This is a genomic window from Pseudomonas cedrina subsp. cedrina, from assembly GCF_001983175.1.
Lineage (GTDB): Bacteria > Pseudomonadota > Gammaproteobacteria > Pseudomonadales > Pseudomonadaceae > Aquipseudomonas > Aquipseudomonas cedrina.
Genome location: NZ_MNPW01000007.1, coordinates 73,061 through 98,455 on the forward strand (window position 1 = coordinate 73,061; position 25,395 = coordinate 98,455).

The following is a 25,395-nucleotide window of genomic DNA, read 5'->3' on the forward strand; positions in this document are numbered from 1 at the left end:
TCCTCCAAAGTGCATACACCTTAAATCCCAGGGTAATTCGGCGCTAGAGGGCAAAAATGACCTTGATCGTTCCACTGATGGAACGCAAGACCGCAACACGTTTACAAAAACAGCGTTAATGATAATGACTCGTAGTAATATCCGCCCTCTCCCGCTCAACCTGTCGAGTGCCGCAATGCCATTTGCCCCTGCGCCTGCCGCGCCTCGCGTGCTGGTAGTGGATGACCACCGAAAAATCCGCGAGCCCCTGGCCACTTACCTGCGCCGGCACACCTTTGAGGTGCGCACCGCCGAGGACGCGGCCGGCATGTGGCAATTGCTCAAGACCCAGGCGTTCGACGTGGTGGTGCTGGACGTGCTGCTGCCCGATGGCGATGGCTTTGAACTGTGCAACCAGTTACATCGGCGCGGCAACGTGCCAGTGATCCTGTTGACCGCCCGCGACACCGCCGCCGACCGTGTGCGCGGCCTGGACCTGGGGGCCGACGACTACATCACCAAACCCTTCGAGCCCCGCGAGTTGGTGGCGCGCATCAACAGTGTGCTGCGCCGCCAGGGTCGTCATACCAGGCCTGCCGCAGCCAGCCGCAGTGCGCGCGCCTATCGCTTCGGCGGCTGGCATTTCAGCGTGATTGGCGCCACGCTGTGCCGCGACGGCAGCCCGGCCATCCAGCTCAGTACCGCTGAAAGTCGTTTGCTGCAGGTCTTTCTCGCCCATCCCAATACCCTGTTGCCCCGCGAACGCCTGATCGATCTCACCGCCGCCGCCGACAGCGACGTGAGCGACCGCGCCATCGATCGTCAAGTCAGCCGCCTGCGCCGCAAACTGGCCCAGGGCGATGAAGCGCTGGACCTGCTGCGCACCATATGGGGCGCAGGTTACCTGCTGGCCGCCGAGGTCAGCGAATGCGCGCCCTGAGCAGACTATGGCCGCGCACCTTGGCGCGGCAGTTGAGCCTGTTGTTGTTATTGGCGCTGCTGGCGTCGAACGCGATTGCGATGCTGGTGCTGCAACGCACCGGCAGCCTGATCCACCCCTTATCGCGCAGCTTCAGCCTGGAACGCCTGGGCACTGCCCATCACGCCGCCGTCGATTTGCCGCCCGCCGAAACCGCGCATCTGCTGGCGGCCATGGGCAGCGCTGGCGCGCGTTTCTGGATGGCGTCAACGCCGGAGGTGGCGCCCTTTGAGCTGCGTCCCGAAGAACAGCGGCTGGCCAACGAACTGCGCAGCCGACTGCATCTGAATGAGGCGCTGGCCATCGGCGTGCAACTGGAGCGCATCAGCGGCGCCAATGCTCGCACCCATCTGTTCAGCCCCGCCGGCTGGGCACCGTTACGCCTGCGCAGCAGCATCGCACTGCCCAATGGCAGCTACCTGAACGCGGTGCAGTTTCCTGCCGGCGCCTATGAATGGGGCCGCGTATTGGCCTACAGCCTGCCGGTCACCACCCTGCCGGTGCTATTGATCGTGATGTTTTTTATCGCTCGGGTGGTGCGCCCGATCAAAACACTGGCCCAGGCCACTGAGCGGGTGAGCCGTGGTGAATGGATCGCCCCGCTGCCCGAACAGGGCCCGCAGGAAGCGCGCGAACTCACCGTCGCCTTCAATGCCATGCAGGCCCACCTCGCCCGGCATGTCGAAGGCCGCACGCGGATGCTCGCCGCGGTCAGCCATGACTTGAACACGCCGATCACCGAACTGCGCCTGCAGGTCGAATTGCTGGAGCCCGGCGCGGCCCGCGATGACATGCTCGAAAGCCTCAGCGAGTTGAGCGCGATGGTGCGCGAAACCTTGAACTTCGTGCGTGACGACGCGGTGCAGGAACACACCACAACAATTTCACTGAGCGCGCTGCTCGATGACCTGGCCAAGCGTTACCAGCGCTTGCAGCAGCCCGTCACCTGGGCGGGCGCGCCACCGCTGCAGGTGACGTGTCGGCCGTTGGCGCTCAAACGGGCGCTGACCAACCTGATCGACAACGCCCTGCACCACGCCGGCGATGCCAGCCTGCACCTGCTGCGCGAGCACGGCGGTTGGCTGCGCATCGAGATTCTCGACCACGGCCAGGGTTTGCCCGAGGACTGGCTGAACAAGGTGTTCGAACCGTTCGTGCAGCGCGGCGTCAGCGACGGCGGCGTGGGGTTGGGCCTGGCGATTGCACGCTCGTGCATCCAGGCCCATGGCGGTGAGCTGGTGCTGGAGAACCGCGCACCGGCCGGCCTGTGCGCGGTGGTGCGATTGCCGGCGGCGCTTTGAAGCTTTCCTGTGGGAGCTGGCTTGCCTGCGATGGCATCAACTCGGCGTGCCTGATGTACCGAGGTGCCTGCATCGCAGGCAAGCCAGCTCCCACATTTTGAGCGGGACCGACACAGAAAGGATGGAGCAAGCGCCCTCACCGCACACCGCTGAAAAAGTTGTGTAGATACCCAGGCTTTAAAAATTGAGCGTGGCGCCCATCCACAGCGTACGACCATAGTTCACCGTGCCGTAGGTTTCATCGTCCAGGCGCTTGTCGGTGAGGTTGTTTAAGGAGGCGTTGAGGGTCAGCGAATCGTTCACGTCAAACGAACCACCAAGGTCGGCGGTGGTGTAGCCCGGCGCCGGTTCGTCGGTGATCGTGTTGCCGGTTTCTTCGCCGTAGTAACTCAACGAAACCCAAGCCTGGGTGCGGTCATTGATCGTCCACTCGCTGCGCACATTGGCTTTTTGTTCGGGCGTGAGGGCCAGCGGCGCGCCCTTGTTGGCGCCGCTTTTTTGCTCCGAATCGGTGTAGGTGTAATTGGCCTTGAGCAGCACGCTGGGGTTGATGTCCCACTGGCCATTCAGCTCCACGCCCTGGATGATCGCTTTGTCGACGTTGACCCGCTCCATGATGGTGTAGCTGTTCCAGCGCCGGTCGGTGGTGACGGTGGAAAGTTTGTCCTGGAAGTCATTGTAGAACAGCGTGACGCCGCCCGACAGGTCGTCACGGTTGCTCCACAGCGCCGAAACTTCGTAGTTGGTGCTGGTTTCGGGCTTGAGGTCCGGGTTGCCAAACATCACGAAGCGGTTGCGGCGCAGGTAGGCATAGTCCTCGACGACCGCACGCAATTCCGGCGCCTTGAAGCCACGGGCGACCCCGCCTTTGAGCGTCCACTGTTCGGAGGCGCGCCATACCCCGTAGACCCGTGGGCTGAGGTGTGCGCCGTACTTTTCGTGCTCGTCCAGGCGCAGGCCGGTGGTGAGGGCAAAACTGTCGGTCATCGACCACTCGTTCTCGGCAAACAGGGCCTTTTGCACGACCGAAAACTTATAATCGACGCGGTCGCCCAGGCCCTGGTTCCAGTCGGTCAACTCGCTTTCATTCCATTGCAGGCCGACGGTGCTGACGTTATGCGCGGTGGGTACCACCAGCTTGGCGTCGAACACGGTGTTCTTGATCTCGGGTTTGCGCCCGTAGATGTCGGTTTGTGCGACAGTGGCCTTGCCTTCGCGGCTGGACGTTTCCTGGGACAAGGCGACGTCCGAGGTGGCCCAGCCCCAACGACCCTGATGGGACAGCGACCAGTGGTCGCGGTTGTTTTCCTGCTCGCGCGTGGCCCAGTTGGCGCTCATGCCGTCGCCGTTTTTCAAGCGCGTGGCACCGGCTTCCAGCAGGATGTCGTGGTCGATAGTGGGCGTGAATGCCAGGCGTGCGGTGAGGTCACGGTGGTCGGCCTGGCTGAAGCCATTGGTCTGTTCGATGTCATCGTCGGCCTGGCGATCCAGGTAACGGCCCCACACCTGCAAGCCCAGGAAGTCTTCCTTGAGCGGGCCGCTGAGGTAGAACTGGGTCTGGCGCGCGTTGCCCTGGTCGCTGTGCTGGCGTGCCGAATAGTCGTATCCCAGCGAACCGCCCCAGGTCGGCGACACCTTGCGGGTGATCACGTTGATCACCCCGCCGATGGCATCCGACCCGTACAGCGAAGACATTGGCCCGCGCACCACCTCGATGCGCTCGATGGCGGCGGCCGGCGGCACGAAGCTTTGCTCGTAGCCACTGTTGCCATTGACCCGCGATTCGCGCGCGCTCTGGCGTTTGCCGTCGACCATGATCAAGGTGTAGTCGGCCGGCATGCCACGGATGGAGATGTCGGTTTCATTCGCGCCGCCATTGACGGTCACGCCTTCCACGTCGCGCACCGCATCGCCAAGGTCGCGGTAGGACTTGCGCCGCAGCGCTTCGCCGTCGATCACGGTGACGGAGGCCGGGGCGTCCTCGACGCTTTGTGCAAAGCCGGAAGCCGTCACCACCACATCATTAAGTGCCAGGGGTTCATCGGCGGACGCGTTGAGGCTGCCCGCAACCAGCAGGGCCAGGGGTGAGAAGCGAAAAGCAGTAAGCATCGACATGGACCTTAGGATTGGACTCAAAAGAGAATCGTAATCATCCAGCCCCGAATAACTTGGACAAAGTGTGACAACTCAGACGCTGGGCACCCACGCCGCACGCCGCTCGCGCAACAGGTGAAAGGCGACAAAGGCCATCACCGCAAAGCCCCCCTGGATGATGATCATCGGCGCAGCACTGCCGTCGCGCAGCTGGCTCAACAACAGGCCGCTGCAGGTGGCGCCAAACATCTGTGAAAAGCCCATCAGTCCTGCCGCCAGCCCCGCGCGGTGCGCATTGGGCATCACGCCGCCGGTGACCGAACCGGGCAGAACCAGGCCGCCGCCAAGGGTCGCCAGGGCGATGGGAATATCCAGGCCCACTGCCGACAGGCCGAACAGCGCATAGATGACCACCGCCAGCCCCCCACCGCAGGCCACCAGCGCGACGCCCATCGATACGATGCGCTGCGGCCCCAGGCGCATGATATTGCGTCGGGTATAAGTGGAGCCGACGATCAGCATCGACACGATCAGGCCGAAGTTGATGCCATATTCCAGGCTGCTGAACCCCAGCAGGTTGATAAACACCGCCGATGACCCGGCGATCACCGCAAACATCGCGCCATAGGTGCACGCCAGGGCCACGGCGAACGCGCGGTATTGGCGGCCCTTGAGCAGGTCCAGGTATTGCCCGCCCAGTGTGCGCCAATGGCCCGCCTTGGGATCGAGGTAGTGGTTGCTCTCGCGAAAGACCAACACGGCCAGCAGCAACACCACGCTGCCGATCACCAGCGCCAGGATGATCGGCGCGCGCCAACCCAAGAGTTTGATCAGCAGCCCGCCGACCATCGGCGCCACCACAATGGCGTAGAGCATGCCGATCATGGTCAGCGCCAGGGCCGGCCCCGCTTCGGCCTTCCACACGTCGCGCACCACCGTGCGCGCCAGCACCAGCGCGGCGCAGGCGCCGAGGCCCTGCAGCACACGGGCGGCGATGAACTGGTAAATGTCGTGGACCAGCAGCATCGACAAGGTCGCCACCACATACAGCAGCAGGCCGCCGATCAGCACCGGGCGGCGACCGATCCGGTCCGACAGCGGGCCGAACAGCAATTGCCCCAGGCCAAAGGCTGCGACGAACGCCGACAACGCCATCAATGCGGAACCGGCGGGCGCCGCCAGCGCCTGCTCGATCGCGCCCAGGCCGGGAATGATCAGTTGGGTCGAAACCTCTCCAAGCGCCGTCAGGGCCACCAGTAAAAACAACAAGCTGCGCGATGGGGCCGGGGCGTTTGCCATAGGGAACATCCGTGAGGCTGGATTAAGTTATATTTCGACCATAATATGCGCGAAAAATTATGTCCATAATTTTATTGTCCGCTCGGCGCCGATCAGCCATACGTCGGTGCCTTGTCCCGAATCCGCGCTGGCGTTCATCCCGCTGACGTTGTCGGTGTTCTGGTCGTCCCTGGCCTTTGTGCTGACTGGTGGCGTGCTGGTGGGCACGGTGCTGACGCTGCTGTTTTTGCTGGCGCTGGGCAGTGTGGTGCTGGGCCGGGAGAAGACGAAAGTTGTCGAAACGTCCCACATAACCGCCGGATAAGCTCTACTCCTCTCCTGCGCAAAGCGCTGCAAAGTCCCTCGCCTGAATACACAGTGCGAGGGATTGCAGATGGTTTTACGTGTCAGTGCCCCGGTTAACGGGGCTGCTTCATGATCCAGCTAACCGGCCAAACCATTGGCTACTTGGTGCTGGCCACGATGGATTCGAAGACGCGGGACGTCGAATCCGTTCTCAGCGACTTCAAACGCTGCCTCAACCACTACGACGCCTGGGCCGAGAGTTTTTTCAGCTTTTCGGCATTGGCTATCGAACAGGTCTTCAAGGTTGGGGATGGAGTGGCGCTGGTGGCGCCGATCAACCGCTCGATTATCCCCAGCAGCACCGTCGCGACCTGCCCGGCAAGCGGCACGCTGGCCCTGGTGCATATGTTCCAGAGTTCACGGTTCGTGCCCATTGGCAATACGCCCGTGATGGTGCAGCGCATCGACCCCGACGGCGGCCCTCTGGGCGAGCCGATCCACAAGACCATCGGCCCAAGCGGCATTCTCGAAATCACGGAGTGCGATCGCAACCAGCGCTACCGCGTCAGTTTCTACCCCGATGTTTCCAAAGCGCATTTCAAAGCGTTGTACGCCTCCTATCAATCGGTTATTGCCCCGCTGGAAGGTTGGCTGCGCAGCGAATGGGCCACCACCTTCGCACCGCTGTGGAAGGGTTATTCCGAAGCCAACTTCCTCAAGCGCTACCTCTCGCTGCATCAGGCCTACGCGCGTGGGTTCGGCGAAGCGCTGTACTCGCTATGGGACAACCTCAAGCAGTTGGCCCAGTGGCTTGCCGACCCGTTGGGGCATGCCGAACAGCTGCTGCATTACCTGTCCCAGGAGGAATTGGACAAGCTGCTGAGTCTCGGCGCGGACACCCTGGCCAAGGGCCTTTTGGTGCTCAGCGATGAACCGCTGTTGTTTATCTACCTGGCGGCAATGGTCAGTTGGATGCGGATGTTGCCGCCGCCTTACATGAACGAATTGCTCGGGGAAATCACCGCTGAAGTATTGATCAACCTGTTGCTGGGCCTCGCCACTGCCGGGATGGGCATGGCGGTGCGGATGAGTACGAAGGTGCTGGGCGGCATCAAGTCTCAACGTGCGCGCCGATGGCTGGAGCACATGGCCGGGCAGTTTGGCAAAGCTCGCGTGGATGATCACGCCGAGCTCGCCAAGCCGATTCTATTGGGTGGGCCTGCGACGCCGATCAGGACGATTCCGGATGTGCCGTTGAGGGTTGGGGATCAGTTGGTTTCGAATCCGGTGCCGGTGGTTCGCAACAAGACCCAGCGGACGGCGTTGGTGCGGCAGGAACATGTCGATGACGTGCCTGCGGTTGCGAAGAACCCGGCGGGGGATGCGGCTGATTCTTCGGATAAAACCGCAACCAACGGCTGCCCGGTGTCGATGGTCACGGACGAGGAGCTGCTGACGCTGACCGAAGGTGTGCTGGACGGGATTTTGCCGTTTGAGTGGACCCGGTTGTACCGCACCAGTGCGGTGGAAGTGGATGGCGGGTTGGGGTTTGGTTGGAGTCACTCGCTAGCGCATCGGCTTAGTGTTTCCGGTGATTCGGTGGTGTGGACGGATCATGAGAATCGGTCGACTGCCCTGCCCTTGCCGACTATTGCTCGGCCGGCGATTACCAATAGCCTGGCGGAAGCGGCGATCTATTTGGGGGCGCTGCCAGGTGAGTTGGTGCTGGCCCAGGCATCGCGCTTCTATCACTTTCGCAACGGCGTGCTGACGGCGATCAGCGATGCGTATGACAACCGGCTGCGGATTTCCCGAGATTTTTTGGGGCGCATTGAGCGGCTGGATAACGGCGTCGGGCGTTCGCTGTTTTTGCGCTATGCGTCGGGCCGCATCGTCGCGGTGGACTACCAGATTGAGCGGGCGGTGGACGACGGTCCGTTTGTCTGGGTGACGGAGCAGACCATTGTTTCCTACGCCTATGACGACCTTGGACGGCTGGTTTCGGCGACCAATGCTGTCGGCGAAAGTGAGGTTTATCGGTACGACGAACAGCACGTCATTCTTAAGCGTGGGTTGGCCGGTGGGGCGAGTTTTTACTGGGAGTGGGAGCGGACTGGCAAAGCGGCGCGGTGTGTCCGGCATTGGGCCAGCTTTTCGCGGATGGACACGCGGTATGTCTGGGGAGATGACGACAGCGTTGTCGTTCACAACGCTGATGGCAGCCAGGAAGTCTATGTCCACGATGATCGGGCGCGACTGGTGCAACGCATCGACCCGGATGGCGCCCAGCACTTCAAATCCTACGATAACAAAGGTCGGCTAACGGTTGAGCAAGACCCGCTCGGGGCAATCACGGCGTATCAGTACGACGAAGCCGGGCGTTTGGTGGCGTTGTTTCCAGGGGATGACGAACCGACTTCCTACGAGCACGACAACGGTTTCGTACGGGTGGTGCGGCGTGGCGAAGCGGTTTGGAAATATGAGCGTAATGACCAGGGCGACGTTACGCGCAGGACCGATCCCGACGGCAATGCTACCGACTACAGCTACAACAAATACGGACAACTGACGCAGGTCTGGTACCCCGATAACAGCTGTCATCGCTTAGTGTGGAATGCGCGCGGCCAGTTGCTGGAAGAGCAGTTGCCCAATGGCGGAGTAAAGCGCTATCGCTACGACGATCTAGGCCGGCAGATTGCGCGCGAAGATGAGCACGGCGCGCTCACGCAATTTGAGTGGAACAACGTTGGGCGATTAATCCAAATCGTCCTGCCGAGCGGCGACACGCGTAAATATACCTACAACGCCTACGGAAAAATCACCTCCGAACGCGATGAACTGGGCCACGTCACCCACTACGAATATGCCGACGGCCTGCACCTGATCAGCCGCCGCATCAATGCCGACGGTACCCAGGTCAACTACCGCTACGACAACGCCCGGCTGCTGCTGACCGAAATCGAAAACGAAGTCGGCGAAACCTACCGACTCCAGTACTACAAAAACGGTCTGATCCAGCAGGAAATCGGCTTCGACGGCCAGCGCACCGCCTACGTCTACGACCTCAACGGCAACCTCCAAGAAAAAACCGAACACGGCGACGACGGCAGTCAGCTAATCATCCGCTACGAACGCGACCACGCCGGACGCCTCGTCAGAAAAACCCTGCCCGACGGCAACATCATCGATTACGCCTACGACCGCCAGGGCAATCTCCTCAGCGTCGACGACGGCCATTGGTTTTTAGCCTACGAATACGATCAGCAAAACCGCCTCACCGCCGAACACCAAGGCTGGGGCACCCTGCGCTACGGCTACGACGCCTGCGGCCAGCTACAAAAACTGCGCCTACCGGATAACAACCGCCTCACCTTCAATCATGACAAAGGCGGCCATCTCGCCAGCGTCGAACTGAATGGTGACGTACTCACCTCCCATCTCTTCAAGGCAGGCCAGGAACACCAACGCCAACAAGGCCAGCTCCTCAGCCACTATCACTACGACGATCAACAGCGCCTGCACGCCCACGCCGTCACTCAACAGGAACATTACCTTTACGAGCGCCACTACGATTACGACAAATCCGGCAACCTCACACGCCTCAACGACACCCGCAAAGGCGAACACCACTACCACTACGACCTACTCAACCACCTAACCCGCGCCGACCACTCCCAAGGCGAACAGGAACGCTTCGCCCACGACCCGGCCGGCAACCTGCTCATGCAAGACCGCCCCGGCCCCGACATCGTCGCCGGCAACCGCCTGATGATCCAGGGCGACCGCCACTACGACTACGACGCCTTCGGCAACCTCATCCGCGAACGACGCGGCAAAGGCCAACAACTCGTCACCGAATACCACTACGACTGCCAGCACCGCCTGATCGGCATCACCCAACCCAACGGAAAAACCGCCAGCTACCGCTACGACCCGTTTGGCCGCCGTATCAGCAAAACCGTCGACGGCAAAACCACCGAATTTTTCTGGCAAGGCGACAAGCTCATCGCCGAACACCACGCGGACCGACACCGCAGTTACCTCTACGAACCGGACAGCTTCCGCCCGCTGGCGCTGTTGGAAGGCTTCGGTCCAAAAGAAGTCAGACCCTACCACTACCAACTCGACCACCTGGGCACGCCTCAGGAACTCACCGCCCCGGACGGCGAAATCGTCTGGTCCGCGCATTACCGCACCTACGGAGAAATCACCCGCCTCGACATCAACACAATCGACAACCCGCTGCGCTTCCAAGGGCAGTACTTCGATCAGGAAAGCGGACTGCACTACAACCGCCATCGCTACTACCATCCGGATATTGGTCGTTACCTGACACCGGATCCGGTGAAGCTGGCGGGTGGGATCAATGCGTACCAGTACGTGCCCAACCCGACCGGGTGGGTTGATCCGTTAGGATTAAGTTGTACGGTTGGAAATTGCCCTGGAGGAGTTCTAGATGCACATGAAAATGCAGGCGGGCATTTGCTTAGGAAGCACGTAGAACAGACCGATGCACAATTGGTAGCAAGGCTAGAGCTGGAACCTGCTATCCCAGCTGCGTCTACATTCATAAGTAAAGAGAAAGCAGAAGCGCTTGTTTCTGAAAGTCTAAGCAACCACCGCCAAGAAATCCTAACATTCCTGGAGGGAACAAAAGACAAACACATAATAAAAGAAAACTCAAGCCAACCCACAGGATTAAGTATTATTAGAGGGACTACTTCGCCTATACTCGTTTACAAATTCATTCTGGTCTTAAAGAGAAGACCTGCAATGCCAGACGGCTATCTATTACTGACAGGATACCCAGAAAAATGAATATTCCACTGACAGAGCTTCAACAATTTTTTGGAGGTTACTTTCATCAAGACTGGATAGAGGAGTATTCTTCGGCTGATGAAGCCATTGGCTCTTTCTTATTAGACTCAAATAAAGAGGCAATCATCATTGTAAAAAGCGAAATTCTGGAGCTGATAAGTTCCTATACCACTGAATCTGATCTTCGAAACAACTTATTACACGAACAGCATTGCTATTACCACTACCCACATCAATGGACATCCGGGCTAGCATGGCTGAACCATATTATTGTGAAATTCGATGAATACTTACTTAAACAAGAGAACCTTGTCTAGTAAGCATTCATGTGGCGAGCGAGCTTGAGCGGCCAAAGTCAGTGCAATGGAGGGATTGATCGTTCCCACGCTCCGCGTGGTAATGCATCCCGTGACGCTTTGCGTCACCTATACACATTGAGCTGTCGACGGGCCGCGGAGCGTCACAGGCGGCATTCCCACGCGGAGCGTGGGAACGATCAATGGCGCGCAAACAACACTCGAATCTCAGCTCGAACGATTGAATACCGCAAAAAAATCCGACGACAGGAATTATTGAACGCTACACGTCAGGTCCGAATACAGGGGAACCTAAATACCCACCGGCTGCAACTAAATATCTCAGCCACCGTGACCAATTAAATTCGATATACCGAGCCCAGCTCATCTTTAGAAGAAACGGACTCGCCGCATCAATGAGACCTATGGACATGGGCAAGATTATTGGTGAAGGATACTCAAATAATGGAATGGGATACAGTCAGAAGCCCAAAGCAAGGGTGATATTAAATAACCAAGGCAACCCAAAAACAGCTTACACGGAGTGATGAAGAAATGAAAAACAAGCCCAGCATGTCCATAATCCGTGGACTATTGTTCACTTACGACATTGAAAACACGGACGATATAGAGCGAGAAAAATTTATCGCCTCAAAGAATATAAACAACGAGAAAGAACTTACAGAACTTTTTGACAAATTAACCAAGCCAGACTTCCAGAATTACACGAGAGCTGAGCAAGAGTAGTTCATCGACTCAATAACACACTTTCTCGCCATTAACGACAGCTTTGATTCGATTTTTAAAACAATGGCGACTTATTTCAGCACACCTATAATTGATCAAACTAAATCATGCGAGTTCTTTTGAGATGCTTAAAAAACTATTACAACATTACCACCACTGCTAAATTTGGTGCTCGGCCGACTGGCTTGATAGAAAAGCCAAATTGGCTAATTATCGTTTCTTAAGCGAGCAAACAATGCTGAAGCACCCATTAATGAACATCCCATACACCCCTAACATCTCTCATATATTAGGAGCGCTATCGATATATGACCTTGAAGAAACGGTTGGAAAAACACTATGGCAGTACGACCCTAACAATGAGAAAGATAGGGAAGCAATCATTACCTCCTTTATTCTTAAGGATCTTATGTACCTGTCATATAGACACCGCTCTGTATTGATGTCCGCACTTAAAGAGGCATTAGACCAACCCTATTTCGACTTCGCCAAAGAATTCGAAAGCGATTATGACGAATACATAACCATGGCTTGGAACGAAACCGAAATAGCCGATCCCCGAGGCTTCTTCGCCGACATCTACCGACTCGCCAACGAAGTCTGGAAAGACGACCTCGAAAAAGCCAGCCTCGAAGACCCATCAACTTGGTAAAACCAACACCGCTCTCCAAGCCAACACCGCCCCCTGTAGTGAGCGAGCTTGCTCGCGCTGGGCCGCGAAGCGGCCCCATTCCAGGCAATGCGTATTTACAGTTAAATCGGTATCGCCTGTTTTGGGGCTGCTGCGCAGCCCGACGCAGGGCAAGCCTGCTCGCCACAGGGAAGGTAAGCTCAGCCAGATCAGCGTTTACTCAGTTCCATGATCATCCGGCTAAGCAGATAAACCCGCGGTACCACACTATCCACCTCGGCATACTCATCCGCCGTGTGAATATTGCCCCCCACAATCCCAAACCCATCCAGCGTCGGCGTGCCGACCCCAGCCGACAAACTCGCATCCGCGGCCCCGCCGCTGCCTTCAATCGTCAGCTTCTTGCCCAACTCCGCATAAATCCCTTGGGCAATCGCCACCAATTTATCCGACTCCGCCGTCTGCGGCATCGGTGGCAACCCGCGCTGCAACGTGGTTTTCACTTCTGTCTCCGGGATCAGTTTGTTCGCCGACACCCGCACCAGATCTTTCTCGATCCGGTCAAACTCTTCCGGCAGCGCCGCGCGCACGTCCGCTTTGGCGGTGGCCTGGTCGGGGATGACGTTGGTGCGGTCGCCAGCCTTGAGCACGGTGAAGTTGATGGTGGTTTTCTTCTCTTCATCGCCCAGTTTGCCCAGTTGCAGGATCTGGTGCGCCGCTTCCATGGCGGCGTTGCGGCCCAGTTCCGGGGCGACGCCGGCGTGAGCGGCTTTGCCTTTGACTTCGACCACGGCGGTGGCGCTGCCTTTGCGCCATACCACCAGGCCATCAGCCGGGCGGCCGGGTTCGAGGTTGAGGGTGACGTCGTGGCCCTTGGCGGTGTTGCGGATGAGTTCGGAGGCGGCCTGGGAGCCGGTTTCTTCGCTGGCGTCGAGCAGGAAGGTGATTTGCGCGTAGTCCTTGAAACCCTGGTCCTTGAGGACTTTGAGCGCGTAGATGCCGGCGACGATGCCGCCCTTGTCGTCCATCACGCCGGGGCCATAGGCGCGGCCGTCCTTGATGTGGAACGGGCGCTCGGCGGCCGAGCCTTCCTTGAAGACGGTGTCCATGTGAGCCATCAGCAGGATCCTGGCCTTGCCGGTGCCCTTGAGGGTGGCAACCACATGGCTGTTATTGGCCGCTTTATCCGGCACCAGCTCAATGCTGAAGCCCAGCTGTTTGAGCTCATCAACGGCGATGTCGCGCACTTGGGTCAGGCCCGGTTCATAGCCCGACCCCGAGTCGATGTTGACCAGGCGCTCCAGCAGCTTCAAGGCCTCTGCCTTGTACTGCTCGGCTTGCGCCTGGATCGGTTTGTGGGGTTCGGCGCTGTAGGCCGGCGCGGCGAAGGACAACGCCAGGGTGGCGGCCAGGAGGGTGCGGGAGAAGTTGAAGAGCATAAACCGATCCTTGTTTTCTGTGGGAAGGTGCCGTAACACCCTACCCCACTAAACCGATCGCAACCAACTCCCCTGCACGGCGCTGACGCGGTTGCGCCCACTGCTCTTGGCTTCATACAAGGCCTGGTCGGCGTCATTCAACCAGCTCGTCGAATCTGCATGGGCCGGTTGATACGGGGCCAGGCCAATGCTCACGCTGGCGCGCAGGGTCGGGTCCTGGGCGTAGGCCAAGGCGTTGAAGCGGTCGCGCAAGGCGTCCATCAATTCCGCGGCGCGGTTGAGCGGCATGTCCGGCAGGATGACGCAGAATTCGTCACCACCGTAACGCCCGGCCAGGTCGGTGGCGCGCAGGTTCTGGCGCAAGAATGTGCTGAGTCGGCGCAAGACGATATCACCGGTGACATGGCCATAAGTGTCGTTAATGACCTTGAAATGGTCGATATCGATCAGCGCTATGGCGGCGCCTGTGGAACCGCGCCGGCAGCGCTGGAATTGGAGTTCGAGGTGGTCCTTCCAGGCGCCGTGGTTGAGCAGGCCGGTCAGGCTGTCCGTGCGGCTGAGGGTCAGCAGCTCGCGCTTGTGGCGCGCCAGGTTCAGCGCCTGGCGGTAGCAAATCCAGCCCAATGCCAACGGGTACAGCATCAGAAGCGGCAGGCAGGCGTAAAGCTGCGCCTGGGTGGTCATCGCCATGAATGCCGGGGCGAACACTAATAATGAAGTACCGATGCCCAGCGCCTGCGCGCCCCATCCCGCAAACATGAACCGCGGACCGCCGATGGCCACATTGTTCATGGTCATCATCGACAAGGTGGTCACGCTGGGCAACGGGTTGAAGTGCATGGCACCGACCCAGAACCCTCCGCAAAAGGAGTCGAACAGCAGGTTGCGCCGTTCGCTGCGCAGGGCTTTGGTGCTGCGCAACGTCAGTTGAAACGCCACGTGCGGCCACACAAACGCGTTGATCAACATCCACGCCCACACCCACCCGGCGGGGTCCAAAGGATACATCCCGAGCGCCACGCACATAAAACCGAGCGTCAGCCCAAAGGTACGGGACTTGTACAATCGGGAAGCGAGCGTAAGTCCGTGTCCTTCTGCAACTGACATGACGGGATGAAATCCTGAGTGAATGCCTGGAGTCTATCAGGGTACCGGCAAATCGCCACCAGCCCTTATGCGCTCCGGATCATCAGCGCAAAAGGCCCCGCGCCAGCATCCATGCCACGCCCAACAGCAGCACCGCCGTGATCCGCTGCAACAGCACACGCCGCCTGGGGTTTTCCAGCACATGCCGGATGCGCTGACCGAAGTAGCCATACAGGCAGCCGCTGGCAAATTGCAGCAACAGGAACGTCAGCCCGAGAATCGCAATATCCAGGGCCGAACTGTGCCCGCCGGCCCCTGCGAACTGGGGGAACACCGCGCTGAACAGGATGAGGGTCTTGGGGTTGGAAAACCCGGTCAGCAAGCCCTTGCCGAACAGGCTGCGCGCGCCTTCCACGGCGCCGATCCGGTCGAGTACCGCGCCGCTGCTGGTCCATTGTTTGTAGGCAAGGTGAAGGATGTACGCCACGCCGATGCCCTGGATGGCCTGGGTGATGACGGGGTGCCCCTTGATCAGCTCCGAGAAGCCCACCGCAAAAATCAGGATTGAGATCAGGTAAGACACACTGGCGCCGAGCTGCGCCGGGATCGAGCTGCGCAGCCCGTTACGCAGGCCCAGGCTCAACAGCAGCAAAGTCATGGGTCCGGGGCTGAAGGTCATCGTCGCGCAAAACAGCAGGAAATACAGAAAGGAAGAGAGGGTTAATGCGCTGGTCATGGCCTGAAACCTGGGGAAGAAAGCCTGCAGTCTAGGCAGGAGCCATTGCACATGGCAGGTGAAGTCAGGCCTAATCCGGCCGAACTTCACCGGTAAAATCACCGGAAAAGATAAGGAAGCCACATGTTCGTATCGGCCATCGCCTTTGCAGAGGGCACCTCCAAGGTGCAGCAGATCGTCGAGGCGTTCAGCCAGGCCATCGAAAACGGCGAGTGGGCGCCCGGCAGCAAGTTACCCTCGGTGCGCGAGCTGACCGAGACCTTGGGCGTGAGCAAGTTCACCCTCAATGAAGCCCTCGACCGCCTGCGCGGGCGCAGTCTGCTGACCTCCAGCCAAGGCCGTGGTTATTTTGTGTCGATGGACCGCCTGCGCCCGACGACAGCGAACTGGGCCGACTTGCTGCCTCAGGACCTGCTCAGTGTATTGCGCCGCCCCCTTGCCTCAGCCTTTGGCGACCTGCGCCCCGGTGGCGGGCACTTGCCCGAGGCATGGCTGGACAGCGATGCCATCCGCCAGACCCTGCGCAGCGTGGTGCGCGCGCCATCGTTGCGCATCGCCGGGCTGGGCACGCCGGCCGGGCTATTGCCGTTGCGCCAGGCCTTGCAACAGAAACTCCACGGCGAGGGCTTGTCGGTGTCGGTGGATCAGATCATCACCACCCCCAATACCGTGCAAGGCCTGGACATGTTGATGCGCCTGCTGGCACGCCCCGGCGACAGCGTGTTGCTGGATACGCCGTGCTATTTCAACTTCCACGCCAACCTGGCGCTGCATGGCGTCAAGGTAGTCACGGTCCAGCGCCGGCCCGACGGCTTTGACTTCGACGCCCTCGAGCAGCTTCTGGCCGAACATCGCCCCAGCCTGTACCTGACCACCAGCGTGCTGCACAACCCAACCGGTCATTCCTTCAGCCCTGGCCAGGCGTTTCGCCTGCTGCAACTGACCCAGCGCTACCACTGCCATATCGTCGAGGATGACCTCTACGGCGACCTGCACCCCAACCCGCCGCCGCGCCTGGCCGCCCTCGCCGGCCTGGACCAGGTCACCTATCTGTCGGGCTTCTCCAAGATCCTCAGCGCCAACGCCCGCGTCAGCTTCGTGGTGGCCGCGCCGCAACTGGCGGCCAACCTCACCAATATGAAGCTGATGAGCGGCGGCGTGACCTCGGAGCTGTTCGAGCAACTGGTGTACCGCATGCTCAGCGAAGGCAGCTACGCCAAGCACCGCAAACGCATGGTGCAGCGCTTGATGGAGACCGGTGGACGGGTCGAGCAATGGCTCAAGCGTTGCGGCTGCGAACTGCCGATGGGCTATGAAGGCGGGATGTTTATCTGGGCGCGCCTGCCGCCAGGGATCAACGGCGAAGTGCTGGCCCAGGCCGCCTTGAAACAGGGCATGGTGCTGGCGCCGGGCGCGCTGTTTGGCTATGACCCGGCGCACCGCGATTCGATGCGTTTCAATGTGGCCCACAGTGATGAGCCCCAGGTGCGGGAGCTGTTCGAGGCATTGTTGCGGGCCGCAAGCCTGGGTAGCAGAGGCCATTGAATCAACTGACAATGTCGCGTTGTTGCAATTTACCGTGAACCAGAAGAACGAAGGCTGCCTCGCCCGACTTGCCGGTAATCTGCAACTTACTCATGTCAAGCGCCGGATCATAGGCGACCAACGCTTCACCGCCGCCCCCGGTAAATGCGTTGACGAACTTCAGCGGTTTATTGCCCAGTGTCGTAACAATCCCGGACACATCCACGCGGTCCTTGCCGCTGACGAAGTCCATGATCTCGTCGGGTGAGGCCCCAGTCGACTCGCTGGTTTTCCCGTAAACAAAGACATCACCCCCTTTGCCACCCCACAGTTTGTCCGCTCCGCCCGCACCGTAAAAGCGGTCATTGCCCTCCCCGCCCTTGAGCGTGTTGGCCGCTTCGTTGCCCACCAGCAAATCATTGCCGGAGCCTGCAACGGCATTTTCGATGGTTGCACCGTAGGCGATCGAGACATTGCCCTTGAGGCCGCCGATGTCAGAAAACGTCCCGGCCTTCAGGCTGATCTGTTGATCCTGCTTGTAGCCGGAAACATCCAATGTGTCGTTGCCCCCGCCGTCCCAGATGGCAGCGAGCATCTTATCCTTGTCAGTCTTTACGCTGAGGAAGTCCCGGTTGGTGTTGGAATTGAAGCCGTAGGTGGTGTCGTCCTGGCGGGTTTCATGATTGGCGCCGTAACGCGTCTGGTAGGCGCTGATGTCGTCCAGCTGTGGCGCAGCAGCGCGCACTGCGCCGTGATGCATGTAATCGGTGCGCTCGCCTCGGTAGCTCATGCCGGTGTGGCTCTGTGAGTCCTCGTGATAAGCGATTTTGGATTTATCGAGCGTGCCATTGTAGTCTCCTGGGTGGGCAAGGCCCATGGCATGCCCCAGTTCATGGGTGATTGTGTGCCTTCCTGCGTCGCCAAGGTTCGCATCGGCGACGCTGGTGTCGCCCTTGTTGACCACAAACCACACATCGCCACTGCGCGGTTCTCCAGGCTGTGGCAATACCGCATGTGAGTGGCTGGTGATGGCGTGACCTTGGTCATCGAACCTCTGGCCGTAATTCCCAATCATAATGTGCCCGTCGCTGTCCTCGGTTTTGGGCCCCTCGGTAAACTTGACGCATGCGACATCCTCAATGGATTGCAAACTGAGCCGAGTCTGCTGCCGTTGGTTTTCGAGCACATGAGTGAACCCGGTTTTATTGAACTGTTTCTTCTGCCTGTCTTGCGGCGGGGTGCGGAATTCGTAGATCACGTCATAGCGACCGTCGCCGTTCCTGTCCGGCCAACCGGGGCTCTGCCGCAAAAGCTGCCGGGCAGCTTCCTCAGCGCTCTTGGACCCCATGCCGCTGTGTTGGATGCCATGACCACGGTCATCTCGGTGCTGGAATTTTTCGATACTCTGGAACGTATTGCTCGCGCGCGTAATCAAGGCAGGCCCCTCTCGCCAGTTGTGACGCTTGATCTTCGTTCAATACCGGCGTGTGACCTGTGCGGATCGGCGCAACGTTGCCCAAAACCAGCCGTGCTGGCCCGAGAAGTGCTTTCGAAACTCGTAGGAAATTACCAGGTTGAATCTTGAGCAACCGCCCGGAAGGCGGATTGTGCGGGTAGATCAAGCTCAGTCCGTGATGTTTGCGCTTGTGCGTTGACCATCCCTGTCACACACCATATAGTGTGCCCACAAACAAAACAGACCACTACATAGTGTGCAGTATCGGTATTTACCGACCACACTACGCGCAGTATTTCAATGCCTTGAAGCCTGCAAACACCCCTTATTTTTCGAGTACGCGGAAGGAGAATTCAATGCTGAGTTGGGATGAAGTCGACAACGAAGACACCGGTGCAGCGGTGATCAAGGGCGCCAACGCCGGCCACGCCAGCGAAGCCAACATGGACCGCCTCGACGGTGCCGGCGCCGCCGCTGCCCTGGAAGCGCGTCACGTGACCGCCAACGACTCCGCCGCCATCGTCCGCGCCAAGGCCGCCCTCGACAAACTCGACGTCGCCGAAGGCCTCGCCGAACTCGAAGGCGCCTCCGCCCGCGTCGCCGTCGACGAAAAGCGCATGATCAACTGCCGCGCCGACCTCAACCAGCTCGTGCCCTTCAAGTACGACTGGGCCTGGCAAAAGTACCTCGACGGCTGCGCCAACCACTGGATGCCGCAAGAGGTCAACATGACCGCCGACATCGCCCTGTGGAAAGACCCAGAAGGCCTGACCGACGACGAACGCCGCATTGTCATGCGCAACCTCGGCTTCTTCTCCACCGCCGACTCCCTGGTCGCCAACAACCTGGTGCTGGCCGTCTACCGCCTGATCACCAACCCGGAGTGCCGCCAGTACATCCTGCGCCAGGCCTTCGAAGAAGCGATCCACACCCACGCCTACCAGTACTGCATCGAATCGTTGGCCATGGATGAAGGCGAGATCTTCAACATGTACCACGAGATTCCATCGGTCGCTAAAAAAGCCGCCTGGGGCCTGAAGTACACCCGCTCGATCTCCGATCCGAAGTTCGAAACCGGCACCGTCGACACCGACAAAGAGCTGCTGCGCAACCTGGTCGCCTACTACTGCGTGCTGGAAGGCATCTTCTTCTACTGCGGCTTCACCCAGATTTTGTCCATGGGCCGCCGCAACAAAATGACCGGCGTGGCCGAGCAGTTCCAGTACATCCTGCGCGATGAGTCGATGCACCTGAACTTTGGTATCGATGTGATCAACCAGATCAAAATCGAAAACCCGCATTTGTGGGATGCCGAGATGAAGGAAGAAGCGACCCAGATGATTTTGCAGGGGACGCAGCTGGAGATTGAATATGCGCGGGATACCATGCCGCGTGGGGTGCTGGGGATGAATGCGGCGATGATGGAGGATTACCTCAAGTTTATTGCTAACCGTCGCCTGTCGCAGATTGGTCTGAAAGAAGAGTATCCAGGGACGACCAACCCGTTCCCGTGGATGAGCGAGATCATGGATTTGAAGAAAGAGAAGAACTTCTTCGAAACCCGTGTAATCGAGTACCAGACCGGCGGCGCCCTGAGCTGGGACTGACAACGACGCAGAGCCAACATGTGGGAGCTGGCTTGCCTGCGATAGTGGCGGGTCAGCCGAAACCTGTGTGACTGATACACCACTATCGCAGGCAAGCCAGCTCCCACATGGAAGTCTGCGGTGATTCATAGACTTTGCGTACAAGCCTTATGCCCAATCAAACCATCAAAACCCCCTGCGTCGGCCTGTGCTCCACCGTCTACGGTGACCTGGTCTGCCGGGGCTGCAAGCGTTATCACCATGAAGTGATCCAGTGGAACGGCTACAACGCCGACGAGAAACAGGCGGTGTGGCTGCGCCTGGAGCAATTGCTCGTGCAGGTGATGGCCAGCAAGCTGGAGGTGTTCGATCCGCACCTGCTGCGCCAGCAACTGGAAAATCGCAAGATTCGCTTTATGCCGCACCAGTCGCCGTATTGCTGGGCGTATCAGCTGATTGCGCGAGGCGCGCGGGTCATTTCCAAGCTGGACGCGTACGGGCTGGCCTTGTTGCCGGAGTTTCGCGAGCGCAGCCTGGCCGATCTGCGCGATGCGATTGACCGCGAGTTCTTCCTGCTCTCCGAAGCGCATTACGAGCGGTATATCGCACCGGGGTTTATGCGCGAGGTGTTTGGCGCGCCGCTGATTGCTGCCTTTTAACGCCGTGATTGTGGTTAAAATGTCGGCCGTTCAATGACCGACGCTCAACGATGAACCCTGACGCACTCGCCACGCTGCACACCCATTTGCTCACCGCTCTGCAAACCCCGCCCAGCGAAACCCGTCGCTTGTTCCACGGCCGTGGCCGCTGCTGGCCGGGCCTTGAGCAAGTGACGGTGGACTGGTTGCAAGGCGTGCTGTTGGTGTCGTTGTTCAAGGAGCCGGACGCTGCGCCGTTGCAAGCCCTGAAGCAACTGCTGCACACCCACTTCGGTAGTTACACCGTGGCCCTGCAGCACCGCTACCTGCCGCAAAGCACCCTCGAATGGCTGGCGGGCGAGCCTGTCAATGAGATGATCATCACCGAAGGCGGCCTGCGTTACTTGATAGACCTGGGTAAAAAGCAGAACAGCGGTCTGTTCCTCGACATGCGCTACGGCCGCAACTGGGTGCGCGAACAGGCCAAGGGCCAGCGCGTGCTCAACCTGTTTGCCTACACTTGCGGTTTTTCCGTGGCGGCCATCGAAGCCGGTGCCGACCACGTGGTGAACCTGGACATGGCCCGCGGTGCCCTGAGCCGTGGCCGCGACAACCATCGCCTGAATGGTCATGACCTGGGCAAGGTCAGCTTCCTGGGCCACGACCTGTTCAAGTCCTGGGCCAAAGTCAGCCAAGGCGGCCCCTATGACTTGGTCATCATCGACCCGCCGTCGTTCCAGAAAGGCAGTTTCCTGCTGACCAAGGACTACCAGCGCGTATTGCGCCGCCTGCCGGATTTGCTGACGCCACGGGGTACGGTGCTTGCTTGCATGAATGACCCTGCGTTTGGCGAAGACTTCCTGATCAACGGCGTAACCCAGGAGGCACCCGGACTGCGTTTTGTCGAACGGCTGGAAAACCCGCCGGAATTTCCTGATATTGATGCACAAAGTGGCTTAAAGGCGCTGGTGTTCCGCCAAGGTTGATGCCGAAACGTCTTACGCTTGCTACCCTAAGTGATGCGCCGGGCTGGTGAACCTTCTTACCTTCTTTCCGGTCGATACCTGCATTCCCCGGCCAGACTCGACGGCGTCACGTCGTCGGCTGCCCCGTTTGACCTTTTGGAGAACCACCCGTGATATCGACCCTGCATGTAGCCAGACTCAAAGCCTGGGGCGCCCACGGCTTCACCGCCACTGGCGTGGTATTGGCGTTCCTGGCCACCCTGGCACTGCTCGAAAACTCGCCCAAGGCCTGCCTGCTGTGGCTCGGCCTGGCGCTGGTGGTGGATGGCGTCGACGGTTCGCTGGCGCGACGGGTCAATGTAAGCACGGTATTACCCAGCTTCGACGGCTCGGTGCTGGACCTGGTGATCGACTACCTGACCTACGTGTTTATTCCGGCGCTGTTTATCTACCGCTATATCGACCTGCCGGAGTTCACCCACCTGTTGACGGTGTCGGTGATCCTGGTGTCGTCGCTGTTCTGCTTCTGCAACGTGAACATGAAAAGCAAGGACAACTACTTCGTCGGCTTCCCTGCCGCATGGAACGTGGTGGCCTTGTGCGTCTATATCATCCAGCCGGACGCCTGGGTCACGTTGCTCACGGTGATCGGCCTGGCGTTGCTGACCGTGACGCCGATGAAGTTCCTGCACCCGTTCCGGGTGAAGCGCTTCATGCCGATCAATATTGCGGTGACCACGATCTGGTTGCTGTGCAGCTTTTTGATGGTGATGGATTACCCCAATACCAACCCGTGGACGTTTGGGCTGTGGTCGGTGATGTCGGCGTATTTCCTGGGAATTTGCATCTGGCGTACCGCCCTGGAATGGCTCGAAACCCACCGTTGAATCAAGCGGGCACGGTGCAAAATGTGGGAGCCAGCTCCCACATTTGGTTTTGCATACATCCGGCAGGTAAGATGCAGGCCTTTGGTGCAGCCTCTTCGCTGTGCCCAGCTAACAATAAGCCCTGCCCATGCCCTTCGAACTCAGCGTAGACCTCACCACCCTCGCCATCCTGGCGGTGGTTGCCTTTATCGCCGGTTTTATCGACGCCATCGCCGGCGGCGGCGGCCTGCTCACCACCCCCGCCCTGCTCACCGCCGGCATGCCGCCGCACCTGGTGCTGGGCACCAACAAACTCAGCTCCACCTTCGGCTCGGCGACCGCCAGCTTTACCTTCTACCGGCGCAAGCTGTTCCACCCGCGCCAGTGGGTGCACGCCATTGTCGGTACGCTGATAGGGGCGCTGGCCGGCGCCGTGGTTGCGCATTACCTGCCCGCCGAAACCCTCAACAAGATGCTGCCGGTGATCGTGTTCGCCTGCGGTGTGTATCTGCTGTTCGGCGGCACACCCAAGGCGCCGCTGGACGCCGAAGCGCCGATCAAGAAAAAGTGGCAAGCCACCCAGGGGTTCGGGCTGGGTTTCTACGATGGCGTGGCCGGTCCCGGCACCGGGGCATTCTGGACGGTCAGCACCATGCTGCTGCACCCGATCGACCTGGTCAAAGCCAGCGGCGTGGCGCGCAGCATGAACTTCGTCAGCAACGCGGCGGCGCTGTCGGTGTTTATCTTCAACGGCTCGGTGGATTGGATCGTCGGCCTGGCGATGGGCATTTCGGTAATGTGCGGCGCATTCTTTGGCGCACGCAGCGCCATCAGCGGCGGCGCCAAATTCATTCGCCCGGTGTTTATCACCGTGGTCCTCGGCCTGACCGTGCGCCTAGCCTGGCAGCACTGGTTCAGCGTGGCCTAAGCGACGCGCCAGGTAGAGGTCGATGAGGTAACGCGCAATCGAACGTGACGCCGGCAGCGGCGGCAAGTCGTGGATGTTGAACCACTGCGCGTCTTCGATCTCGTCAGCCTGGGGCACGATATCGCCCCCGGCATATTCGGCGTGAAAGCCCAGCATCATCGAATGGGGAAACGGCCAGCACTGGCTGCCCATGTACTGGATATTCTTCACCTCCACCTGGACCTCTTCGCGCACCTCACGGATCAGGCACTCCTCGGCCGATTCGCCCGGCTCGGCAAACCCCGCCAGCGTGCTGTACACACCCGTGACAAAACGTGGCGAACGCGCCAGCAGAATCTCGTCGCCACGGGTCACCAGCACGATCATGCTCGGCGAGATCCGTGGGTAGCTGCGCAGGTCGCAGGCCTGGCAATACATCGCGCGCTCGCGGGGCACTTGCACCATGGCCTGGCCGCAACTCCCGCAGAACCGATGCTCCCGCGCCCAGGTGCCGATCTGCGCGGCGTAACCCAGCACCTTGTACAGGGTGTGATCGCCTTGCAGCATGAAGCCGCGCAAACCCTGCCAACTGCAGCCCGGCACGTGCGCCGCCGAGTCGAGTTCCAGCAGGTACACCGGTTCGCCGTCGAGATGGCCGATGCCGTGTTCGGCGAACACCGGCAGGTCCTGGCGCTTGAGCCATTCGCGCGGGAACAGCGGGCCGTTGGGGTCATGCAAAAAGCCGTCGCGGCTGCGCGCAACGGCCCAGCCGCCGGGGGTGTCGTTGTCCAGCAGCGTTGTAGTAATCCAGCCTGGGGTCATGTCGGTCAATCCACGAATTCGGGTTTCTGCTTGCTCATATGGGCCGCGATGGCCACACGCAGGTCGTTGGATTGCAACATAGCCGAGTTCCAGGTGGCAACGTATTCCAGGCCGTCAGTGATTGTATGGTCACGCATGTAACTGATCATGGCCTTGGTGCCGGTCACCGCAATCGGCGATTTGGCGGCGATTTCCCGGGCGATGTCCATCACGGCGGCCAACAGGCTGGCGTGATCGGGATAAACGCGATTGACCAGGCCAATGCTTCGCGCTTCTTCGGCGCCGAACTGGCGACCGGTGTAGGCCAGCTCGCGCAGCATGCCATCACCGACGATGCGCGGCAGACGCTGCAGGGTGCCGACGTCGGCGGCCATGCCGATATCGATTTCCTTGATCGAGAACTGTGCATCTTCGGCCGCATAACGCATGTCGCAGGCGCTGATCAGGTCGATGGCGCCGCCGATGCAGTAGCCGTGGATCGCCGCCAGCACCGGCTTGCGGCAGTTGTCGACCGCGTTGAACGAGGCTTGCAGGTCAAGAATCTTACGCCGCAGCAGGCGCGCGTTGCGGCCCACGTCCTTGCCCAATTCGTTGGCCACCGAGGCCAGCATCATCAGGTCTATCCCTGAGGAGAAATGCTTGCCCGCGCCGCTGAGCACCACCGCGCGCACGGCGTCGGTGTCTTCGACCCACTGGAAGATGTCGATGATCTCGGTCCAGAACGCCGCGTTCATCGCATTGATCTTTTCCGGGCGGTTGATCTGCACATGGGCAACGTTGCCGCTGAGTTCGACGGCGAAAGCTTGGTATTCGAACATGGCAGTGATCCCTGACTGGCGAGTGATGAGGGCCGAACTATAACAAGGGAGCGCAAGGGCGCATCGGCCAAAAGCGGGACTGGCCAAGGTGGCGGAAAATCCGCTGGATAAAACCCCGCGCAC

The 25,395-nt window shown here is 59.8% G+C and carries 19 protein-coding genes and 1 pseudogene; 12 read left to right on the forward strand and 8 right to left on the reverse strand.

Features of this window, described 5'->3' with window-relative positions; genetic code table 11:
* The first annotated feature begins 175 nt into the window (after positions 1-175).
* Complete coding sequence (locus BLL36_RS15885; protein ID WP_076952340.1) at positions 176-919, forward strand: response regulator transcription factor; 744 nt, start codon at positions 176-178, stop codon at positions 917-919.
* A 20-nt stretch (positions 920-939) separates the two neighbouring features.
* Positions 940-2,259: an ATP-binding protein gene (locus BLL36_RS15890; protein WP_076952581.1), complete on the forward strand. Its 1,320-nt coding sequence runs from the start codon at positions 940-942 to the stop codon at positions 2,257-2,259.
* A 177-nt stretch (positions 2,260-2,436) separates the two neighbouring features.
* Here the strand turns inward: BLL36_RS15890 and BLL36_RS15895 are convergent, their stop codons facing one another.
* Positions 2,437-4,368, reverse strand: coding sequence for a TonB-dependent receptor domain-containing protein (locus BLL36_RS15895; protein ID WP_076952341.1), 1,932 nt, complete (start codon positions 4,366-4,368; stop codon positions 2,437-2,439).
* A gap of 78 nt (positions 4,369-4,446) precedes the next feature.
* Entirely contained in the window at positions 4,447-5,652 is a 1,206-nt protein-coding gene (locus BLL36_RS15900; RefSeq protein WP_076952342.1) for a multidrug effflux MFS transporter, read from the reverse strand.
* 121 nt (positions 5,653-5,773) lie between these two features.
* On the opposite strand from BLL36_RS15900, the pseudogene BLL36_RS15905 reads away from it, so the two are divergent.
* From BLL36_RS15905 to BLL36_RS15925, 4 genes and pseudogenes are all read left to right on the forward strand, one after another.
* A pseudogene (locus BLL36_RS15905) lies at positions 5,774-5,956 on the forward strand (hypothetical protein); the annotation flags it as partial.
* A gap of 110 nt (positions 5,957-6,066) precedes the next feature.
* Positions 6,067-10,755: an RHS repeat-associated core domain-containing protein gene (locus BLL36_RS15910; RefSeq protein ID WP_076952343.1), complete on the forward strand. Its 4,689-nt coding sequence runs from the start codon at positions 6,067-6,069 to the stop codon at positions 10,753-10,755.
* Positions 10,752-11,072, forward strand: a complete 321-nt coding sequence (locus BLL36_RS15915) for a contact-dependent growth inhibition system immunity protein (protein WP_076952344.1) — start codon at positions 10,752-10,754, stop codon at positions 11,070-11,072. The genes BLL36_RS15910 and BLL36_RS15915 overlap by 4 nt, the downstream gene beginning before the upstream one ends.
* Before the next feature lie 961 nt (positions 11,073-12,033).
* On the forward strand, positions 12,034-12,450 hold the full coding sequence (locus tag BLL36_RS15925; protein ID WP_076952346.1) for a hypothetical protein: 417 nt from the start codon (positions 12,034-12,036) through the stop codon (positions 12,448-12,450).
* Positions 12,451-12,638: 188 nt separating this feature from the next.
* Here BLL36_RS15925 and BLL36_RS15930 read toward each other — a convergent pair whose 3' ends face one another.
* The 3 genes from BLL36_RS15930 to BLL36_RS15940 form a co-directional block, all read right to left on the reverse strand.
* Complete coding sequence (locus BLL36_RS15930; RefSeq protein ID WP_076952347.1) at positions 12,639-13,868, reverse strand: M20/M25/M40 family metallo-hydrolase; 1,230 nt, start codon at positions 13,866-13,868, stop codon at positions 12,639-12,641.
* A 48-nt stretch (positions 13,869-13,916) separates the two neighbouring features.
* Positions 13,917-14,975, reverse strand: a complete 1,059-nt coding sequence (locus BLL36_RS15935) for a diguanylate cyclase (protein ID WP_076952348.1) — start codon at positions 14,973-14,975, stop codon at positions 13,917-13,919.
* 82 nt (positions 14,976-15,057) lie between these two features.
* Positions 15,058-15,690, reverse strand: coding sequence for a LysE family translocator (locus BLL36_RS15940; RefSeq protein ID WP_076952349.1), 633 nt, complete (start codon positions 15,688-15,690; stop codon positions 15,058-15,060).
* A 123-nt stretch (positions 15,691-15,813) separates the two neighbouring features.
* Here BLL36_RS15940 and BLL36_RS15945 point away from each other — a divergent pair, with 123 nt between their 5' ends.
* The gene (locus BLL36_RS15945; RefSeq protein WP_076952350.1) at positions 15,814-17,235 is read left to right on the forward strand and encodes an aminotransferase-like domain-containing protein; all 1,422 of its coding nucleotides are present in this window, start codon (positions 15,814-15,816) and stop codon (positions 17,233-17,235) included.
* A gap of 1 nt (position 17,236) precedes the next feature.
* Here the strand turns inward: BLL36_RS15945 and BLL36_RS15950 are convergent, their stop codons facing one another.
* Entirely contained in the window at positions 17,237-18,649 is a 1,413-nt protein-coding gene (locus BLL36_RS15950) for a M10 family metallopeptidase C-terminal domain-containing protein (protein WP_231998963.1), read from the reverse strand.
* A gap of 377 nt (positions 18,650-19,026) precedes the next feature.
* Here BLL36_RS15950 and BLL36_RS15955 point away from each other — a divergent pair, with 377 nt between their 5' ends.
* The 5 genes from BLL36_RS15955 to BLL36_RS15975 all read left to right on the forward strand — a co-directional run bounded on the left by BLL36_RS15955 (position 19,027) and on the right by BLL36_RS15975 (position 23,653).
* Positions 19,027-20,277: a ribonucleotide-diphosphate reductase subunit beta gene (locus BLL36_RS15955; protein WP_076952352.1), complete on the forward strand. Its 1,251-nt coding sequence runs from the start codon at positions 19,027-19,029 to the stop codon at positions 20,275-20,277.
* Positions 20,278-20,426: 149 nt separating this feature from the next.
* Positions 20,427-20,915: a DUF1289 domain-containing protein gene (locus BLL36_RS15960; RefSeq protein WP_076952353.1), complete on the forward strand. Its 489-nt coding sequence runs from the start codon at positions 20,427-20,429 to the stop codon at positions 20,913-20,915.
* Between the two features lie 50 nt (positions 20,916-20,965).
* The gene (locus BLL36_RS15965) at positions 20,966-21,880 is read left to right on the forward strand and encodes a class I SAM-dependent methyltransferase (RefSeq protein ID WP_076952354.1); all 915 of its coding nucleotides are present in this window, start codon (positions 20,966-20,968) and stop codon (positions 21,878-21,880) included.
* A 149-nt stretch (positions 21,881-22,029) separates the two neighbouring features.
* Positions 22,030-22,746: a phosphatidylcholine synthase gene (gene pcsA, locus BLL36_RS15970; RefSeq protein WP_076952355.1), complete on the forward strand. Its 717-nt coding sequence runs from the start codon at positions 22,030-22,032 to the stop codon at positions 22,744-22,746.
* A 127-nt stretch (positions 22,747-22,873) separates the two neighbouring features.
* Positions 22,874-23,653 carry a TSUP family transporter gene (locus tag BLL36_RS15975; RefSeq protein WP_076952356.1) on the forward strand — a complete coding sequence of 260 codons (780 nt, stop codon included), beginning with the start codon at positions 22,874-22,876 and terminating at the stop codon, positions 23,651-23,653.
* Here BLL36_RS15975 and nudC read toward each other — a convergent pair.
* Both nudC and BLL36_RS15985 read right to left on the reverse strand, forming a co-directional pair.
* Positions 23,621-24,454, reverse strand: a complete 834-nt coding sequence (gene nudC, locus BLL36_RS15980; protein WP_076952357.1) for an NAD(+) diphosphatase — start codon at positions 24,452-24,454, stop codon at positions 23,621-23,623. The genes BLL36_RS15975 and nudC overlap by 33 nt on opposite strands.
* Positions 24,455-24,459: 5 nt before the next feature.
* On the reverse strand, positions 24,460-25,272 hold the full coding sequence (locus BLL36_RS15985) for a crotonase/enoyl-CoA hydratase family protein (protein ID WP_076952358.1): 813 nt from the start codon (positions 25,270-25,272) through the stop codon (positions 24,460-24,462).
* Positions 25,273-25,395: the final 123 nt, after the last annotated feature.

What these genes read in the sequence shown, in the direction of transcription:
- BLL36_RS15885 (WP_076952340.1), top strand. Translation starts at nt 176, where the DNA reads ATGCCATTTGCCCCTGCGCCTGCCGCGCCTCGCGTGCTGGTAGTGGAT.
- BLL36_RS15895 (WP_076952341.1), bottom strand. Translation starts at nt 4,368, where the DNA reads ATGCTTACTGCTTTTCGCTTCTCACCCCTGGCCCTGCTGGTTGCGGGC.
- BLL36_RS15900 (WP_076952342.1), bottom strand. Translation starts at nt 5,652, where the DNA reads ATGGCAAACGCCCCGGCCCCATCGCGCAGCTTGTTGTTTTTACTGGTG.
- BLL36_RS15910 (WP_076952343.1), top strand. Translation starts at nt 6,067, where the DNA reads ATGATCCAGCTAACCGGCCAAACCATTGGCTACTTGGTGCTGGCCACG.
- BLL36_RS15915 (WP_076952344.1), top strand. Translation starts at nt 10,752, where the DNA reads ATGAATATTCCACTGACAGAGCTTCAACAATTTTTTGGAGGTTACTTT.
- BLL36_RS15925 (WP_076952346.1), top strand. Translation starts at nt 12,034, where the DNA reads ATGCTGAAGCACCCATTAATGAACATCCCATACACCCCTAACATCTCT.
- BLL36_RS15930 (WP_076952347.1), bottom strand. Translation starts at nt 13,868, where the DNA reads ATGCTCTTCAACTTCTCCCGCACCCTCCTGGCCGCCACCCTGGCGTTG.
- BLL36_RS15935 (WP_076952348.1), bottom strand. Translation starts at nt 14,975, where the DNA reads ATGTCAGTTGCAGAAGGACACGGACTTACGCTCGCTTCCCGATTGTAC.
- BLL36_RS15940 (WP_076952349.1), bottom strand. Translation starts at nt 15,690, where the DNA reads ATGACCAGCGCATTAACCCTCTCTTCCTTTCTGTATTTCCTGCTGTTT.
- BLL36_RS15945 (WP_076952350.1), top strand. Translation starts at nt 15,814, where the DNA reads ATGTTCGTATCGGCCATCGCCTTTGCAGAGGGCACCTCCAAGGTGCAG.
- BLL36_RS15955 (WP_076952352.1), top strand. Translation starts at nt 19,027, where the DNA reads ATGCTGAGTTGGGATGAAGTCGACAACGAAGACACCGGTGCAGCGGTG.
- BLL36_RS15960 (WP_076952353.1), top strand. Translation starts at nt 20,427, where the DNA reads ATGCCCAATCAAACCATCAAAACCCCCTGCGTCGGCCTGTGCTCCACC.
- BLL36_RS15965 (WP_076952354.1), top strand. Translation starts at nt 20,966, where the DNA reads ATGAACCCTGACGCACTCGCCACGCTGCACACCCATTTGCTCACCGCT.
- BLL36_RS15975 (WP_076952356.1), top strand. Translation starts at nt 22,874, where the DNA reads ATGCCCTTCGAACTCAGCGTAGACCTCACCACCCTCGCCATCCTGGCG.
- nudC (WP_076952357.1), bottom strand. Translation starts at nt 24,454, where the DNA reads ATGACCCCAGGCTGGATTACTACAACGCTGCTGGACAACGACACCCCC.
- BLL36_RS15985 (WP_076952358.1), bottom strand. Translation starts at nt 25,272, where the DNA reads ATGTTCGAATACCAAGCTTTCGCCGTCGAACTCAGCGGCAACGTTGCC.